Consider the following 16,658-nt stretch of genomic DNA (forward strand, 5'->3'; position numbering starts at 1 on the left):
CAGGTCTGGGCTGAGCCACATGGTTTTACGCGCAGCAGGCCGCTTTGAACGGCTCGTATATCTCGTTGAGCCGCAGACACGCCCCGAAGATCTGCCCAGGATGACCCGTGCACGTCTCAGACGATGTCAAAAATCAGATCATTGGTTCCTTGCTGAACCCTTTGACCATCCTGATTTAGGACGTCGAACCTGAAGGCAATAATCCCCCTCCGGCCCGAAGAGGTTTCGCGCTTTGACACGACATGCAGTTCGGCCCGGATCGTGTCGCCCGCAAAAACGGGCTGCTCAAACCGCCAGTTCCAGCCCAGCGACGCCAGGCCGTCTGGGCGCGCTGCGGACTGGAACTTCAACCCGTCGACCACGGACAGGACCAGCAACCCATGTGCCACGCGCGCCTTGTAACCCAGCTGTCGCGCGGCCTTATCATCCAGATGCAGGTGGTATTTGTCGCCGGTCAGCTCGGCAAAGGCCTTGATCAGGTCCGCCGATATTTCGGCAGACCCGGTTTTCATCACATCCCCGACCTGCAGGTCGTGATACCCATAAACCCCTGCCGTCAGAGGGTCGGCGCTCATACCGGAACCGGAGCGTCTTCGCGCAGCAGACCCTTGGTTTTCAGGTCGGCCCAGAATTCGGCCGGGATGTCGTGGCTGAACCAGTTCAGGTTCTGGTCCAGCTGTTCAACCGTCCGGGTTCCGGCCATGAAGGTCGGCACCGCCGGATGGGCGACGACAAATTGCAGCGCAGCGGCGGGCAGGGGCACGTTGTATTCGGCGCAAACGGCCTCAATCTTGCTGACTTTGTCCATGATGTCCGCCGGGGCCGGAGCGTAGTTGTACTTGGCGCCTTCTTTGGCCCCCGTCGCCAGAATGCCCGAGTTGAAGCCACCGCCGACAACAACCGCCGCGCCGCGTTCTTCACACAAGGGCAGGAATTTATCCAAGGCATCCTGTTCCAGCAGGGTATAGCGGCCCGCCAGCAGGAAGCAGTCAAAGTCGCGCTGTTCCAGCGCGGCATGGCAGACCTCCCATTCGTTGACGCCAACGCCGATGGCCTTGACAACGCCCTGATCGCGCAGGCTCTCCAGCGCCTTCCACGCGCCGTCCATGGCCTGTTTGAACACTTCGGGCTGTTCATCGCCGCGGGTGAACACGTCAATGTCATGGATAAAGCAGATGTCCATCCGCTCCAGCGCCATACGGTGCAGGCTGTCCTCGAACGAGCGCATGATGCCATCATAGCTATAGTCGAAATGCATGGTGAACGGGGCAGCGTTCGTCCATGGCTCAAAGTTGATGTCCTGACGGCGCGCTGGCTTCAGCACCCGGCCAACTTTGGAAGACAGGATAAAGTCGTCGCGGTTCTTCCAGCGCAGGCTGTGTCCCGTGCGCATTTCAGACAGGCCGTGACCATACATCGGGGCGGTGTCGAAATAGCGCACACCTTTGTCCCAGGCATGCTGGATCATCGCGTCCGAGGTCTGCTCATCAATCTCGCGAAAGATGTTGCCAATCGGCGCGGTGCCAAAGCCAAAGGCCGAGACGTTCAGGTCCACCCGGCCAAATTTGTTCATCGTATTCGGATTCATGCAAGCCTCCCAAATGCAAACCGGATCGCCGAAATTTGCACAGTCATTAAGTAACTGTTTGGTTATTTAACCTATTCGGTCAAACCGATCAACCCACTTGACGAGTGCTCTATGGGTCGCATATTAGTAACTAATTGGTTACATTACGGGGCGCTACAATGTTTCTGACGGAAACCCACATTCAGGTCCGCGATATGACCCGCCAGTTTGCCGAGGATGTTATCCGACCTGCGGCCGAGGAGCTGGATCGGGACTCACGCTTTCCGGCCGAGATTTACGAACAAATGGCCGAGCTTGGCCTGTTTGGCATCGGCGTCCCCGAAGAGTTGGGCGGCCCCGGCTTTGACACCATCACCTATGCGCTGGTGATGGAGGAATTGTCGCGCGGCTATGCCTCGATCGCGGATCAATGTGGGCTGCTGGAACTGGTCACCACCTTGCTGGTACGGCACGGGACGCCGGACCAGCAAAGCAGATGGCTGGGCGATCTGCTGTCTGCGAAAGTCCGGCCCGCCTATTGCATCACCGAGCCCGAGGCGGGCACCGACGTATCCGGCATTCGCACCACGGCGGTGCGAGACGGCGATGGCTGGGTGTTGAATGGCGGCAAGATCTGGATTCACAACGCGCCCGTGGCCGATGTGGGCTTTGTTCTGGCCCGCACCGACCCCGAGGCCGGGCATCGGGGCATGTCGATCTTTCTGGTCGATCTGCACGCCGATGGCGTCACCCGCGGCCCGAAAGAGATCAAGATGGGTCAGCGCGCCAGCCAGGTTGGGCCGCTCTCCTTTGATGATGTCCGCCTGCCCGCCGATGCCCTGCTGGGCACCGAAGGGCGCGGGTTCCACATGATGATGAGCGTTCTGGACAAGGGCCGCGTCGGCATCGCCGCATTGGCGGTTGGCATCGGTCAGGCGGGGCTTGAGGCCGCAACAGATTATGCCCAACAGCGCAAGCAATTCGGAAAATCCATCGCCGATTTCCAAGGGGTTCAATGGTTGCTGGCCGATATTGCCAAGGATGTCGAGGCCGCCCGTCTGCTGGTGCAATCGGCAGCGTACAAAATCGACACCGGACAGGACGCGACCAAAGCGTGTTCGATGGCCAAGTGCTTTGCCGGGGATATGGCGGTACAGCGGTCCTCGGATGCGGTGCAGGTCTTTGGCGGATCGGGCTATATTCGCGGGTTTGAGGTTGAACGCCTGTACCGGGATGCCAAAATCACGCAGATCTACGAAGGGACCAACCAGATTCAACGCATGATCATCGCCCGCGAGCTTCTGGCAAAAGGGGCCGCCGCATGAGCCGCCCCGCAGCACTTGTCACGGGTTCGTCCCGTGGGATCGGATTGGCCGCCGCCGTCGCATTGGCCCGCGAAGGGTTCGCCATCGCGGTAAACGGCCCCGTGATGGATGCGGAACTGCAAGGCGCCTTAGACATTATCCGCGACCTTGGCGTGCCCGCCGTCGCCGCCGCGTTTGATGTGTCGGACATCGACATCCACGACGCCCAGCTGGACGCCATTGAGGCTGAAATCGGCCCGCTCACCACGCTGGTCAACAATGCCGGCGTCGGCGTCTTGCAACGCGGCGATTTGCTTGAGGTGACCGAAGACAGCTATGACCGCTGCATGGCGATCAACACCAAGGCCATGTTCTTTCTGTCACAAGCCTTTGCCAAACGGTTGGTGGCACGCGACCGGGACGCTGGTTTGTTCCACAGCATTGTCAATGTGACCTCGTCAAACGCAGTCGCCGTCGCCGTGCCACGCGCGGAATATTGCGCGTCGAAAGCCGCAGCCGCGATGATCTCGAAAACCTTTGCGGTTCGGCTAGGGCAGGAAAACATCGCCGTCTATGACGTGCAACCCGGCCTGATTGCAACCGACATGACCGCCCCGGTGATCGAGATGTATGACCAGCGCGCCAAGGATGGGCTGACGCTGTTCCCACGCGTCGGCCAGCCCGAGGATATGGGCAATATCATCGCCTCTCTGGCCAGCGGCAAACTCCCCTACACAACCGGTCAGGCAATCTCCGCCGATGCCGGAATGCTCGTTCCCCGTTTCTGAGGTGCTTTCATGAAAATTCAGCTGCCTGATACCACCGGAAAACTGCATGACTACGCGCTGGTTGGCACCCCGGTTGCGCCTTCCAAACTGACACCGAATTCGGCGCGGGTCCTGTATTCCGCCGCACATGTCGTTGCTGATCCCTTCGGCGACCACGATCCCACCGGCCCAGCCCATGTGGACTGGGCCAAGACCATGGAATTCCGCCACTATCTGGCCGGAATGGGAATGGGCATTGCCGAGGCAATGGACACCGCGCAGCGTGGCATGGGGCTGGACTGGAACGGCGCACTGGAACTGATCCGGCGCACCAAGGAAGAGCTGCCCGACGCGCTGGTCGGCAACGGCTGCGGCACGGATCATCTGGACCCGGCTGACGCCAAATCGCTAGACGACGTGCGCCGCGCCTATCTGGAACAGGTCGAGGCGATCCAGAAACTGGGCGGGCGCATCATCCTGATGGCATCGCGCGCTTTGGCAAAAGTGGCGACCGGACCGGACGACTATATTGCGGTCTACAACGATGTTCTGGCCGCCTGTGATGAACCCGTCATCCTGCATTGGCTGGGGGAGATGTTTGACCCGCAGCTTGCCAGGTACTGGGGATCGGACAATTTCGAAGACGCGTTGGAAACCGTGCTGTCGATCATCGGCGCCAATGTAGACAAGGTGGACGGGATTAAGATCTCGCTTCTGGACGCCGGGAAAGAGATCATCATGCGCCGCCGCCTGCCCGAAGGCGTCCGCATGTATACGGGGGATGATTTCAACTATCCCGAACTGATCGAAGGCGATGATCAGGGGTATTCGCATGCGCTACTGGGCATTTTCGACCCCCTCGCCCCGGCCGCTGCTTATGCAGTCAGCAAGCTGAGCGAAGGGGATGCCAAGACCTTCCGCGCGACGCTGGACCCAACCGTGCCGCTGGCGCGGCATATCTTCCGCGCACCGACCCAGTACTACAAAACCGGGGTCGTGTTTCTGGCCTGGCTGAACGGATTCCAAGATCACTTCATCATGCTGAACGGCGCGCAGGCGGCGCGCTCTTTGCCGTATTTCGCGGATTGCTTCAAAATTGCGGATGAATGCGGCCTGCTGCGTGACCCGGATTTGGCGGTTCAGCGCATGGGCCACATGCTGAAACTCTACGGGGTGTAGCCCGGATGCGCGATTTCTCGCAGGATCACTCGGCGCTGGCACTGAACACCGCAACGCTGGGCCACAATCTCGATGGCTATGGTGCGGGGTGGAGCCCTGAGCAGGTCATCGATGCCTGCGCGGCACGTGGCTATGGCGGGATCACCTTTTGGCGGCGTGAACTGGACAAGCGTGCCACCCAGATCGGCCAGCGGGTGCGGGAGGCCGGCATGCAGGTGGTAGGCCTGTGCCGCACGCCGTTCCTGACGGGGCCTCTGGCGCTGCCGACCGATCGGGAAATCATGGATGATTTTCACCTGTCGATCGATCAGGCCGCCGCGCTGGAAACCGATGTGCTGACCATCGTCACCGGCGGGCCAGAGCCGGGCACAAAGGGCGTTTTGGAAAGTCAGAAAATCCTTGCGGACCGCGTTGCGCGTGCTGCGCCCTACGCTGCAGAGCGTGGGGTTAAACTGGCGCTAGAGCCGCTGAATCCGGCAACCGCCGGAAACCGCACCTGCCTGATGACTGCGGCGGATGCGTTGAATGTCTGTGATGCGGTTGGTGCAGTGAATGTCGGCGTGGCCATAGATGTCTATCACGTCTGGTGGGACACGACACTTGCCGACACCCTGGCGGCCCGTGGCAAAGGGCGCATCTACGGCTATCATCTGTGCGACTGGCTGGCCGACACCACGGACGTCCTACTGGACCGGGGGATGATGGGCGATGGCGTGGCAGATTTGCGAGCCTTGCGAGAGGCGGTGGAAAACGCGGGCTATGATGGCTTGTGTGAGGTCGAGATATTCTCGGCAGAAAACTGGTGGAAACGCGACCCAAACGAGGTTTTGGACGTTATCGTCGACCGGTTCCGCCGCTGCTGCTAGGCGCCAAGATTTTTCGTCGAAAAATCTCAGCCAGCCCAAGTGTCATATTTCAATATCGCAGACAAAAACGCCGTCCAGCCCACCGGCAGTTTTGGCAACGATCCGACCGCCAATTTCCTGATGGGTCGGGTCAACCAGATAGGCATCCCGCACAGCCGCATCGCGGAAATCGAACCAGAACATATCATTGAAATCCCGCACCAGATCAGTCTCGACCGAGACGTTCCGGCGGCTTTGAAAATCGAGAATGCCGTCGATATGCGCCTTCAACCCCTCCAGATCATTGTAAATCGCTGTCTTCTCTGCCTCGGAAACATCTGTTTCAAAGCGCACATGCACCAGATGACGTATCATAATTGTCTTCCTCTGTTGGGGAATTACCAGAAATCCGCTTTCTTACGGTTTTTGAACGCGGTCAGCCCGATCTGCAGTTCGGGCTGGGCAATGGCAACGCGACCGGCCAGCGCGTCATAGACCCGTTCACGCTCTTCGCCTTCGGCGGCATTGATCAGCATTTTCACCAGCTCGGTCGCAACAGGTCCACGATGGCGCATACGATTGGCCAGCTCGGTCGCAGCAGCCATGCCCTGACCTTTCTCAGCCACCTCATCAACCAACCCAACCGACAGGGCGTCACTGGCCGAAAACTCCTGTCCAAATACAGCCATCCGCCGCACCAATCGCGAGCCAAAGCGGCGCACGGTCCGCTGTGTACCAGACCAGCCGGGCACAATCCCCAGCGCGGGTTCGGGCTGTCCAATGCGGATGTGATCTTCTGCAATTCTGTAGTCAGCGCAGGCCGCCAGCTCCAGCCCGCCACCCAGGACATGGCCGTTCAACACGGCGATGATCGGTTGCCGCAAGCGGGTCAGAGCGTCCAATGCCTGATGACCGTCCCGCAGCCAATGCCGTCCGAAACCGTCAGCCGTATGCGCCGCCCAGGCATCAATATCACCCCCGGCGCAAAAGGCTTTGCCCGCCCCGGTCAGGATCACCACATGCGCACCCTCGGCGCGTTCGATCTGACGGCACAGGGCCATCAGCTCATCCATCATGGATTCGGTCAGGGCGTTTAGCCGTTCGGGCCGGTTCAGCGTCAGACGGGCGATACCATCGGTGATATCCAGCAGGAAATTCTCCATCACGCAGACGCCAGTTCCAGCCCCATCAACGCGGGGTCAAACAGGGACGCGTCCATCGTTTTCAGGTCATCTGACACCAATAAAGGTGTCGCCGCCTGATCCAGCACATCGCGCTGAACATCCAGACCGGGCGCGATTTCCGTGACCATCAGCCCCTGATCCGTCAGCTTGATGACGCAGCGCTCGGTCACATAGGTCACATCCTGCCCCTGTGCCTTTGCGCGCTTGCCCGAGAAAGAAATCTGGTCGACCTCATCCACGAATTTGGCCACTTTGCCCTCTTGCAGGATTTTCAGCTGACCGTTTTCGATCTCCATCTTGGCCCCGGCGTTGAAATTGCCCGAGAAGACGATCTTGCGCGCCCGCGCCGTGATGTCGACAAAGCCCCCTGCCCCTGCGGTCCGGTGCGGGATGGCCGACAGGCGCGAGACGTTGACCGAGCCATTCTTGTCCACCTCAAGAAAGGACAGCAGCGAGGCGTCAAACCCACCCGCCTGAAAATAGCAGAACTGGTGGGGCGAGGCGACGAAGGCTTCGGCATTGGCTGAGCAGCCGAACTTAAAGTCCAGCAGCGGCACACCACCCACGGCGCCCTGTTCGATCATCCAGGTGACCGAGCCATGCAGCCCTTCCTCGACAAGAATGCGGGGAACATTGGCCGAGATGCCAAAGCCGATGTTTACGGCCCACCCATCCTTAAGCTCGTGCGCGACGCGGCGCGCGATCACCTTGCCAACGTTGAATTCGGCGGTGCGGAAGCTTTCGATGGGGCGCGTCAATTCACCCGAAATGGCCGGGTCGTATTCGGTGGCCGTGGTTTGCAGTTGATCCGGGGCTTCGACAATAGCGTCCACCAGAATGCCCGGCACATGCACGTCATGGGGGCGGATACTGCCCGCCGCCGCAATGCGTTTTGCCTGCGCGATCACGACACCACCGTTGTTACGGGCGGCCAGGGCCATTTCCATCGCGCCCAGATAGGCGCCTTCGTGTTCAAAGCTCAGATTGCCTTTTTCATCCGCTGTCGTTGCACGGATGATGGCAACATTCGGGGCCATGGATTTGAAATACAGCCACTCATCGCCCTCGAACTCCATCCGTTTGACGATGGGCTCGGCCCGGGCAGAGGCGTTCATGGCGCAGCCTTCGATGTCGGGATCGACAAACGTGTCCATCCCCACCTTGGTCAGAACACCAGGGCGCTTGGCGGCGGCTTCGCGCAGCATGTCAAAGATGATGCCCGAGGGCACGTTATAGGCCCGCACTTGTTCCGCGGTGATCATCTGCCAAATCAATGGCGGCTCGGCTTTGCTGGGCCCCGAGGGGTACGAGCCCCCGATGATCCGCGTGATAAGGCCCGGCTTGGCGATATGATCCACGCCTTTGGTGCCAAACATATCCCCGGCGGCAATCGGGTGGATCGTTGTCAGATCGCGCGGTGCGCCTTCGGCCTCAAAACGTTCGCCAAGGCCCTTTAGCACCGCATCCGGACAGCACAGACCGCTTGACGAATTCACCGCGACGGTTGCCCCGTCCGGCACAAGATTTGCTGCTTCGCGCGCCGTCATCTGCTTGCTCATGCGATCCTCACCAAAGTAACTAAATGGTTATTAAGTTATGCCGCGATGGCGTTCGGAAATCAACAGGAATTAGTATGCCACGGCAATTGACCTGACATTAAGTAACTATTAGGTTACTTTCAAATTTGTTCTTTGGGAGGACCACCGTGAACATTTACTTTGAAAAAACCAATCAGCGTACATTTGGCACATTCCCCCTGACCGGCAGCGAGCTTCGCGACGCGATGAGGATCGCCGCCGAGGTCGGGTACCGGTCTTTCGATACCGCGCAAATGTATGGAAACGAAAAAGAAACCGGCGATGCGCTGGCTGAGCTGGGTTTGAACCGGGACGAGATTTGCGTCACCACCAAGGTTCACCCCGACAATTTCACCGAAGAGGCCTTTCTTCCGTCAGTTGAAGAAAGCCTGAAAAAGCTGCAACTGGACTATGTCGACGTATTGCTGCTGCACTGGCCCCCGATTGGCGGGGACATTGCGCCCTCGCTGAAACTGCTGGAACAGGCGCATGCCAAGGGCTTAGCCAAGAACATCGGTGTGTCGAATTATACCGCGCAGATGATGCGCGATGCTGTCAAAATCATCGATACACCCCTGGTGACCAATCAGGTTGAATTCCACCCGCTGCTCAATCAGGACACCCTGCTGGCCGCGGCGACCGAGACGGGTATTCCGCTGTCATCCTATTGCTCGGTCGCGCGTGGCGAGGTCTTTAAACACCCGATTTTCGAAGAGATCGGCAAAACCTATGGCAAAACAGCCGGTCAGATCGTGTTGCGATGGATTTTGCAAAAAGGCGTGTCGATCAACACCATGTCGACCAAACGCGCCAATATCGACGCGAATTTCGACGTGATGGATTTCACCCTGTCCAGCAACGACATGGACCGGATCGATGCCAAAACCCACACTGGTTTCCGGATCGTGGGCGAAGACCTGGTGCCCTGGGCACCCAAGTGGGACTGAACAAAAAAGGCGGTGCCCTGAGCAGCACCGCCTTTTTTCGGGAACACACTAAGCCGTTGAGAGCGTAATGGCTTAGTGATTTCCCCGGATCATGTCCGATGCCTTTTCCGCCATCATGATGGTCGGCGCATTGGTGTTGGACCCGATCAGGCTGGGCATGGCCGAGCTGTCGCAAATCCGCAGACCATCGATCCCATGCACCCGCATCTGCGGGTCAACCACGGCCATTTCATCCACACCCATCTTGCAAGTGCAGGACGGGTGATAAGACGTGCGACCGTATTGACGGGCATATGCCTCGTAATCGGCCTGCGTTTTCACGCTGTCATCGGGAAAGCGGATCTGCCGGACATATTGCTGCAAGCTTTTCTGACGGAAGATCTCAATACTATGCTTCACCCCCTCGACCGAGGTTTTCAGGTCATCCGGGTGGCCAAGGAAGTTGGGATCGACCAGCGGCATGTCCTCAACCCGGTTTGACCTCAGGCGTACGGTTCCACGTGCCTTGGGCCGCAACGTATAGGAATTCAGCGTGATGCCCGAGCTGCCCTTGGGCACGCTGGGCACGCCAGCCTCGGCCCCTGCCCCGGCCAGGAAGTGGAATTGCAGGTCGGGCACCGGTGCGGATGTATCGCCGTACCAAAAAGCCCCGCCCTCAACCACGTTTGACGCCACGGGGCCTGAGCCAAACAGGTAATACTGAATACCCGCCCATGCCGCCCAATGGGGCTTGTTGTATTTGTCCAGACTGTGGTGGCCGTTCAACTCGGCTACGATGTCGATGCCGAAATGATCGTTGAGGTTTTCGCCCACACCCGGCAGGTCGTGTTGGACTGTGATCCCGTGTTCCTGCAGATGCGCCGCGGGTCCGACGCCCGACAGCAGCATCAGCTTCGGCGTTCCGATGGCGCCCGAGGTCACCAGAACCTCCTGATCCGCCGTCACGGTCTCCACCTGCCCGCCCTGATCGAACGCAACGCCGGTGGCGCGGCCGTTCTCGATGACGACCCGGTGCACCTGACAGCCGGTTTTCACGGTCAGGTTCGGGCGCGACAATACCGGCCTGAGATACCCAACCGCAGCCGAGCACCGTTTGGCCTTCCATGTCGTTGTCTGATAAACGCCCGCCCCTTCCTGAACAGGACCGTTGAAATCAGGGTTGTATGGAATGCCCGCCTCTTGGCACGAGCGCACGAAGGCCCGGGTCATTTCCTGCGGTGAATCCAGATTCGAGACACCCAAAGGCCCCTCGGTGCCATGCCAGTCACCCGACAGGATGGCGTTGCGTTCGGACCGGATGAAGTATTTCTTGATGTCGTCGAAAGACCAGCCTTCGCAGCCTTCCTCATTGGCCCAGCGGTCATAGTCGACGGGATTGCCGCGCGTGAACACCTCGGCATTGATCGAACTGCCGCCCCCCAAGACGCGCCCCTGTGCATAGGGGATCTCACGGTTATTCGCATTGACCTGCGGGACAGTGTTGAACCCCCATGTGTGCGGGCCATCCGTCATCTTGGCAAAGCCGACCGGCATGTGGATCAGCGGGTGGCTGTCCTTGCCGCCCGCCTCCAGCATCAGGACCTGAACACTGCTGTCCTCGGACAGGCGATTGGCCAGAACGCACCCGGCCGAACCCCCGCCGACGATGATAAAGTCGTATCCGTTTGACGCCATTATTCCACCCAATGCGTGCGCTTGCCGATCTCAACATGGATCGACTTGATCTGCGTGTACTCCTCGACGCCGTGCATCCCTGCCTCACGCCCCCAGCCCGAGGCTTTGAACCCGCCAATCGGCAGTTCGGGGCCACCGGCCAGCGTGGTATTCACCCAGAACCGGCCCGCCTGAACGCGCCGCGAGATGGTCAGCGCCTTGTCGATATTCTTGGTCCAGACGCTGGCGGCCAGACCATATTCGGTATCGTTGGCGATCGAGATCGCCTCGTCAATCGTGTCAAACGGGATGACGACCAGAACCGGGCCGAAAATCTCTTCGCGCGCGATCACCATGTCGTTGGTCACATCGGTAAAGACAACGGGATCAATGTACTGACCGCCCGAGATTTCGGGTGTTGTACCGCCGGTCAGCAGGGTCGCGCCCTCTTCCTGACCTTTGGCGATGTAGGACAGAATGGTACGGTTCTGCGCATCGGTCGTGATCGCGCCCGCCTGTGTGCGTTCGTCCAGCGGGTCGCCCACGCGGACCTTACGCAGTTTGTCGACGACCATCTGGGCGAATGTGTCCGCGACCGAGCGTTCGACCAACAGACGCGCGCCAGAGACACAACATTGCCCGGTATTGAACGCGATGCCAAAGGCCACGCCGTCTGCGGCATCCTCCAGATCGGCATCGGCAAAGACGATCTGCGGGTTCTTGCCGCCCAGCTCCAGCCCCAGTTTCTTGAAATTGCTCTGCCCCGAAGCGGCCACGACCGACCGACCTACGCTGGTCGATCCGGTGAAGGACAGCATGTCCACATCCATATGCTCGGCCAGTTTCTGACCGATCACGCTGCCCGAACCCGTGACCACGTTGAACACGCCATCGGGCAATCCGGCCTCGGACAGGATTTCAGCCAGCATCAGGGTCGTGGCGCTGGTCACCTCGGACGGTTTCGCGACGATGGTGCACCCCGACGCAAGGATATACGGCACCCGTTCGCACAGGATCAGGAACGGGAAGTTCCACGGCGTGATCAACCCCACAACGCCGACCGGCTCACGCGTGACGATGCCCATAGCGCCGTCACCGCTGTTGTTGAAACTGTCGCCATGCAGTCCGCGCGCCAGACCTGCGGCGAACTCAAACATGCCAATACAACCCGAAACCTCGGCCCGCGCCTGGCTGATCGGTTTGCCGTTTTCCAGCGTTTCCCAATAGGCGATTTCATCCACGCGCGCCCGGATCAGTTCAGCCGCTTTCAACAGCACCGCCGCGCGGTCCGCCCCGGACAGGCCACACCAGCGCCGGTCGTCAAACGCCGTCCGGGCCGAGGTAACGGCGGCGTTCAGGTCATCCTCGGTGCAGCGCGGAATACGTGTAACGGGGACGCCGTGACCGGGGGACGCGCGTTCAAACACGTCGCGATCCCCGGCGGGCACCCAGTTGCCGTCCATAAAGAACCCGAATGTGCGCGGCTCGGAGGGCGGTGTCAGAATGTGGCTTTGTTGGTCCATCAGAAGGGCTCCAGAATTGGGGCGAGAGGTTACGCCGAAGCGTCCAACCCGTCGCGGAAATCGTTCCAGCCGCCGTCCACAGACGACGGCGCGTCATGCCATTGATGCAGGATCTCACCGGTGGCGGGGTCCTTGTCGGGGATCGGCAGCATCATGATCCGCTTGACCGCCGCCTGAAACATCTCGGGCGTCAGGTGGGCTTCTTGAATGTTGTCCCAGTCACGTCCACCTGCATAACCGCCGACCATCATGATGTCGTCGGAATGGCCCACCATTTCATGGCTGACACCCGCGGGCATGACGATCACGTCGCCTGCCGAAATCCGAACCTTGGTCCAGCCTTCGACCGACAGGTTGAACTCCATCCAGCCGGTTGCGCAGCCAAGGCATTCATGCGTGGTGGAATGGAAATGCGGGTATTCGTAGACCCCCGGGTATTCCCAGTTGTTGCCCCACCCGTTCGCGCGAAACCGCGTCTTGACCGCTTCGACCCCGCCACCGGGAATTGCGCCCCGGTGGATCAACAGCGGAAACCGGCTGTTGGGGATCATGCCTTCGGGTTTGGATGTATAAACTTCGACAGTCATGTGCGCTCCTCCCAATTTGGCTAGTCTGTCAAAACGATCTGAGTCTTCAGGTCCTGTGGCCGGTCAGCAAAACTGTCGAAGGCCAGTTGTATCTGCTCCAACGGATAGGATGCGCCGGTAAAGCGCCCGGTCTTGATCCGCCCATGGGTCAACAGCGTCAGCGCATCGTGCATATCCTGCCCCATGCCCGCGACGGACCCTTTGATCGAGTTTTCCTGCAGGATGGTTTGCAAGATATCGACCGGCAGCGTTTCGCCTGCACCGGTGATCCCGAACGCCGCGATATGTCCGCCCTTGCGGATGAGGCGTGTGGCTTGCTGATAGAGCGCGGGCAATCCCACGCTTTCGATCACCACATCCGCGCCGCGCCCGTCCGTGTATTGCAACACAACTTCTTCAAGCGTGGCGGGGTCGGTCACACCAATATCCGCCCCGGCCTCAAGCGCCATGTTGACGCGATCCTCGGACAGATCGGCCACGATGATCGGGGCGGCCCCAATCGTGCGCAGCAACTGAACATGCAGATTGCCGATGGGCCCTGCCCCCAACACCACGACGGACTGACCAAAGGTGATGTTTGCCTTGCGCGCGCAACGCACGACACAGGCCAGCGGCTCGGTCAACGCCAGAACCTCAGCCGAAACCGCGTCGGAGGCCGGGATCACCAGTCGGGCAGGCACCGAGATATACTCGGCGAATGCCCCGTCCATCGTGATGCCCATCTGTTGCATCTCGGGGCAGTTCAGAACCTCATTTCGGCGGCACCAATAACAAGTGCCACACCCGATATTCATATCGACCACAACCGGCGCACCGACGGTCAAGCCGCTGACGCCCTCGCCCAGTTCGGAAATCGTGCCCGTGAACTCGTGACCAGGGATCATCGGCAGGTTCTCGGCTGCGTAATGCCCGTTGAAAATGTGAATATCCGTGCCGCAAATCCCGACCCGAGTGATGCGCACCAACACCTCGTTCTGGCCGGGTACGGGGCGCGGGACATCCCGCACCTCGAACACACCCGGTTTCACCAGAACGGCGGCGCGCATGGTCTGTGTCATTTGACCACCCTCAGCTTGGTGCGGTCGATGGTCAGCGCAATCGCGACAATCAGGATCAGGCCGAACACCATCTGCTGCTGGGTCGCGTCCACCTCGAAATACAGCATCGAGGACCGGATCACCGCCACGATCAGCGTGCCGATCAGCGTGTTGATGACACCGCCAACGCCACCGGTCAGCGGTGTACCACCAACCAGAACCGCGACGATTGCAGGCAGCAGGAACCCGTTCGCCAGTGTGGGAGAACCACCGGAGAGTTTTACCGAGAACAGCAGACCCGCAATCGCCGCCAGTCCGCCGGACAGAGCAAAAGCCATGATCTTGATGCGATTGACATTCAGGCCCGAGGCCACGGCGGCAGGCTCCCCCGCCCCCACGGCCTTGAGAGCACGGCCAAAGGTGGTCCGCGATTGCAGGAACCACGCGCCCAGAACAAGCGCGGCTGCGATGAACAACTCGCTGGGGATGCCCGCCAAAGAGCCAGTCATCCAGCCAAAGGTCGAATCCCGCAAGGTGGCATCCATGAACAACGCCCGCTGACCCGACATGTATTGCGCGGCGGAAAAGGCGATACCGCCTACAGCCAGGGTCGAGATAAAGGACGGCACGAACAAACGCGTCGTGACAAAGCCCGAGATCCCGCCCAGAACGACGCCGGCCAGAATACAGATCAAAGCTGCGCCAATGCCAAAGGTCGGCAGGGCAATCGTGGCCACAACCGTGGTCATATTGGCCACCGACTGCGCCGACAGGTCGATCCCGCCGATATAGATCGCGAAAGTCATCCCCAGCGCCATGATGAACAGGGGCACGATGTCGGCGGCCATCGAGATCAGGTTGGCGGGCCGCAGAAAGTTGGAATCCGCAGCGCCAACAACCAGCACCAGAACCAGCAAGGTGATCCAGGGCAGATGGGGTTTGATACGTTCAAAACTCATGAGATCGGCCTCAGATCATGTGGTGGACAAGGTCGTACAGCGACGGCTTGTCCCCCGGGCTGCAATCGAAACGTTTTTGGGCGACACCGTCTTTCAAAACGATGATCGTGTGGCTGAGGCCGATGGCCTCTTCCAGCGTGTCGGCCACCAGAACGATGCCGACGCCGTCATCTGACATCTCGCGCACCATGTCATAGACATCTTCCTTGGCGCCAATATCCAGACCGCGCGTCGGGTGATCCAGCAGGATGATGTCCGACCCGGCCGAACGCCACTTGGCCAGAACCACCTTTTGCTGGTTGCCGCCCGACAACCCGCCGCAATCCTTGTAGACATCGGGGGTTTTGATTGCGAGGCGATCAATCCACTGGTTGGCCAGAGATTTCTCCTCACCAATGCGCAGCACGCCCGAATTCGCGTAATTGCCCATCTGACTGAGGGTCATGTTCTCATACACATTCATGCCCGCCACGATGCCTTCGACCTTACGTTCGCGGGGGATATAGCCGACGCCCTTGGCGACCCCGGCCTGCGCGTTGAACCTGGTGATCGTTTCCCCCTTGAGGGCGACCATTCCCGAAGACGGGGTTTCCAGACCAAAGATCGTGCGCAGGATCGCCTCACGCCCCGATCCTTCGGTCCCGACCAGGCACAGGACCTCTCCGGGGCGCAGGTCGAAAGAGATGTTCGAATACTTGCCCGCCACCGACACATCGTCAAAGGCAACCAGCGGCTTCGCTTCGGCCTGATAGGGTTTCTGCTTTTGCTCGCGATAGTATTCCTTGTCGACGTCGCGGCCGACCATCTTGTGCTGGATCGCATCCACATCGGCGTCGTCATGGGCAACAACGTCCACGACCTCACCATCTTTCATCACGTAGATACGGTCTGACAGGTCCAGAACCTCATCCATACGGTGGCTGACAAAGATAAAGGACGCCCGCTTGGTCAGTTCGCGGACAAGGCTGAACAGCAGTTCCACCTCTTCCTTGGCCAAAACGCTGGTCGGTTCATCCAGCAGGATGACCAGATCGCCATCGATCCGTTCCTCCAGCGTCAGAACCTTGGCCAGCTCCACCAGCTGTCGCTGCGCAAAGGAAAGTTTCGACGTTGTGGTGCCCGGATCGATATCCAGCTTGACCTTGGCCAGCTGCTTGCGCGCAGCCTCGGCCATGGCCTTCCAGTTAATCACGCCGTAGCTGACGAATTGCTGCTCGAACCCCAGAAAGATATTTTCCATCACGGTCAGGTTGGTGATCAGGGATTGTTCCTGAAACACCATGCCGATGCCGTGATCCATCGCCTGACGCGGGTTCTGGAACCGGACTTTGGTGCCGTCGATGGTGATGTCGCCGCCATCAGGCTGGTAGGCGCCATAGATGACCTTCATCAGCGTGGACTTGCCCGCGCCGTTTTCACCGACGAGGCCCACGATCTCACCGCGTCCGATCTTGAAATCCACCGATTTCAGAGCGTGAACGCCGGGGAATTTCTTGTCGACATTGATCAGTTCGTACATCTGCCCGCCC

16 protein-coding genes are annotated in these 16,658 nt (G+C 59.8%); 5 read left to right on the top strand and 11 right to left on the bottom strand.

The genetic code is table 11. The features are described 5' to 3' along the window. Positions 1–116 precede the first annotated feature (116 nt). A complete protein-coding gene (locus ACR0J5_RS14165) occupies positions 117–575 on the bottom strand; it encodes a MaoC family dehydratase (protein WP_480654394.1) in 459 nt (152 codons plus the stop codon). Then, entirely contained in the window at positions 572–1,588 is a 1,017-nt protein-coding gene (locus tag ACR0J5_RS14170; RefSeq protein WP_480654396.1) for an aldo/keto reductase, read from the bottom strand. The genes ACR0J5_RS14165 and ACR0J5_RS14170 overlap by 4 nt, the downstream gene beginning before the upstream one ends. Positions 1,589–1,746: 158 nt before the next feature. Here ACR0J5_RS14170 and ACR0J5_RS14175 point away from each other — a divergent pair, with 158 nt between their 5' ends. Genes ACR0J5_RS14175 through ACR0J5_RS14190 form a run of 4 tightly spaced genes read left to right on the top strand, consistent with a single transcriptional unit; the run spans position 1,747 to position 5,683 of the window. Further along, a complete protein-coding gene (locus ACR0J5_RS14175; protein ID WP_480654398.1) occupies positions 1,747–2,892 on the top strand; it encodes an acyl-CoA dehydrogenase family protein in 1,146 nt (381 codons plus the stop codon). Then, positions 2,889–3,659, top strand: a complete 771-nt coding sequence (locus ACR0J5_RS14180) for a 3-ketoacyl-ACP reductase (RefSeq protein WP_480654400.1) — start codon at positions 2,889–2,891, stop codon at positions 3,657–3,659. The genes ACR0J5_RS14175 and ACR0J5_RS14180 overlap by 4 nt, the downstream gene beginning before the upstream one ends. Before the next feature lie 9 nt (positions 3,660–3,668). Further along, positions 3,669–4,817, top strand: coding sequence for a dihydrodipicolinate synthase family protein (locus ACR0J5_RS14185; RefSeq protein ID WP_480654402.1), 1,149 nt, complete (start codon positions 3,669–3,671; stop codon positions 4,815–4,817). Positions 4,818–4,822: 5 nt separating this feature from the next. Next, positions 4,823–5,683 (top strand): sugar phosphate isomerase/epimerase family protein, encoded by an 861-nt coding sequence (locus tag ACR0J5_RS14190; protein ID WP_480654404.1) that lies wholly within the window; start codon positions 4,823–4,825, stop codon positions 5,681–5,683. Between the two features lie 42 nt (positions 5,684–5,725). On the opposite strand, the gene ACR0J5_RS14195 is transcribed toward ACR0J5_RS14190, so the two are convergent. The 3 genes from ACR0J5_RS14195 to ACR0J5_RS14205 are packed head-to-tail and all read right to left on the bottom strand — an operon-like array spanning position 5,726 to position 8,405. After that, positions 5,726–6,037: a Dabb family protein gene (locus ACR0J5_RS14195; RefSeq protein ID WP_480654406.1), complete on the bottom strand. Its 312-nt coding sequence runs from the start codon at positions 6,035–6,037 to the stop codon at positions 5,726–5,728. A 23-nt stretch (positions 6,038–6,060) separates the two neighbouring features. Further along, on the bottom strand, positions 6,061–6,825 hold the full coding sequence (locus tag ACR0J5_RS14200) for an enoyl-CoA hydratase/isomerase family protein (RefSeq protein WP_480654707.1): 765 nt from the start codon (positions 6,823–6,825) through the stop codon (positions 6,061–6,063). Then, positions 6,825–8,405: an acyl CoA:acetate/3-ketoacid CoA transferase gene (locus ACR0J5_RS14205; RefSeq protein ID WP_480654408.1), complete on the bottom strand. Its 1,581-nt coding sequence runs from the start codon at positions 8,403–8,405 to the stop codon at positions 6,825–6,827. The genes ACR0J5_RS14200 and ACR0J5_RS14205 overlap by 1 nt, the downstream gene beginning before the upstream one ends. A gap of 146 nt (positions 8,406–8,551) precedes the next feature. Between ACR0J5_RS14205 and ACR0J5_RS14210 the strand changes: the two genes are divergently transcribed. Further along, positions 8,552–9,370 carry an aldo/keto reductase gene (locus ACR0J5_RS14210; RefSeq protein ID WP_480654410.1) on the top strand — a complete coding sequence of 273 codons (819 nt, stop codon included), beginning with the start codon at positions 8,552–8,554 and terminating at the stop codon, positions 9,368–9,370. A 72-nt stretch (positions 9,371–9,442) separates the two neighbouring features. Here ACR0J5_RS14210 and ACR0J5_RS14215 read toward each other — a convergent pair whose 3' ends face one another. Genes ACR0J5_RS14215 through ACR0J5_RS14240 form a run of 6 tightly spaced genes read right to left on the bottom strand, consistent with a single transcriptional unit; the run spans position 9,443 to position 16,648 of the window. Continuing rightward, positions 9,443–11,044, bottom strand: a complete 1,602-nt coding sequence (locus tag ACR0J5_RS14215; RefSeq protein WP_480654412.1) for a GMC family oxidoreductase — start codon at positions 11,042–11,044, stop codon at positions 9,443–9,445. Then, the gene (locus ACR0J5_RS14220; RefSeq protein WP_480654414.1) at positions 11,044–12,546 is read right to left on the bottom strand and encodes an aldehyde dehydrogenase family protein; all 1,503 of its coding nucleotides are present in this window, start codon (positions 12,544–12,546) and stop codon (positions 11,044–11,046) included. Before ACR0J5_RS14220 ends, ACR0J5_RS14215 begins: the two co-directional genes overlap by 1 nt. A 29-nt stretch (positions 12,547–12,575) precedes the next feature. Continuing rightward, positions 12,576–13,133, bottom strand: a complete 558-nt coding sequence (locus tag ACR0J5_RS14225; protein WP_480654416.1) for a hypothetical protein — start codon at positions 13,131–13,133, stop codon at positions 12,576–12,578. A gap of 20 nt (positions 13,134–13,153) precedes the next feature. Beyond that, the gene (locus ACR0J5_RS14230; RefSeq protein WP_480654418.1) at positions 13,154–14,191 is read right to left on the bottom strand and encodes a zinc-dependent alcohol dehydrogenase; all 1,038 of its coding nucleotides are present in this window, start codon (positions 14,189–14,191) and stop codon (positions 13,154–13,156) included. Continuing rightward, positions 14,188–15,129, bottom strand: coding sequence for an ABC transporter permease (locus tag ACR0J5_RS14235; protein WP_480654420.1), 942 nt, complete (start codon positions 15,127–15,129; stop codon positions 14,188–14,190). The genes ACR0J5_RS14230 and ACR0J5_RS14235 overlap by 4 nt, the downstream gene beginning before the upstream one ends. 10 nt (positions 15,130–15,139) lie before the next feature. Then, positions 15,140–16,648, bottom strand: coding sequence for a sugar ABC transporter ATP-binding protein (locus ACR0J5_RS14240; RefSeq protein WP_480654421.1), 1,509 nt, complete (start codon positions 16,646–16,648; stop codon positions 15,140–15,142). Positions 16,649–16,658: the final 10 nt, after the last annotated feature.

This window comes from Ruegeria sp. BE1 (genome assembly GCF_056538885.1).

Coding starts and splice junctions, on each gene's coding strand:
- ACR0J5_RS14165 (WP_480654394.1), bottom strand. CDS start 575: ATGAGCGCCGACCCTCTGACGGCAGGGGTTTATGGGTATCACGACCTG.
- ACR0J5_RS14170 (WP_480654396.1), bottom strand. CDS start 1,588: ATGAATCCGAATACGATGAACAAATTTGGCCGGGTGGACCTGAACGTC.
- ACR0J5_RS14175 (WP_480654398.1), top strand. CDS start 1,747: ATGTTTCTGACGGAAACCCACATTCAGGTCCGCGATATGACCCGCCAG.
- ACR0J5_RS14180 (WP_480654400.1), top strand. CDS start 2,889: ATGAGCCGCCCCGCAGCACTTGTCACGGGTTCGTCCCGTGGGATCGGA.
- ACR0J5_RS14185 (WP_480654402.1), top strand. CDS start 3,669: ATGAAAATTCAGCTGCCTGATACCACCGGAAAACTGCATGACTACGCG.
- ACR0J5_RS14190 (WP_480654404.1), top strand. CDS start 4,823: ATGCGCGATTTCTCGCAGGATCACTCGGCGCTGGCACTGAACACCGCA.
- ACR0J5_RS14195 (WP_480654406.1), bottom strand. CDS start 6,037: ATGATACGTCATCTGGTGCATGTGCGCTTTGAAACAGATGTTTCCGAG.
- ACR0J5_RS14200 (WP_480654707.1), bottom strand. CDS start 6,825: ATGGAGAATTTCCTGCTGGATATCACCGATGGTATCGCCCGTCTGACG.
- ACR0J5_RS14205 (WP_480654408.1), bottom strand. CDS start 8,405: ATGAGCAAGCAGATGACGGCGCGCGAAGCAGCAAATCTTGTGCCGGAC.
- ACR0J5_RS14215 (WP_480654412.1), bottom strand. CDS start 11,044: ATGGCGTCAAACGGATACGACTTTATCATCGTCGGCGGGGGTTCGGCC.
- ACR0J5_RS14220 (WP_480654414.1), bottom strand. CDS start 12,546: ATGGACCAACAAAGCCACATTCTGACACCGCCCTCCGAGCCGCGCACA.
- ACR0J5_RS14225 (WP_480654416.1), bottom strand. CDS start 13,133: ATGACTGTCGAAGTTTATACATCCAAACCCGAAGGCATGATCCCCAAC.
- ACR0J5_RS14230 (WP_480654418.1), bottom strand. CDS start 14,191: ATGACACAGACCATGCGCGCCGCCGTTCTGGTGAAACCGGGTGTGTTC.
- ACR0J5_RS14235 (WP_480654420.1), bottom strand. CDS start 15,129: ATGAGTTTTGAACGTATCAAACCCCATCTGCCCTGGATCACCTTGCTG.
- ACR0J5_RS14240 (WP_480654421.1), bottom strand. CDS start 16,648: ATGTACGAACTGATCAATGTCGACAAGAAATTCCCCGGCGTTCACGCT.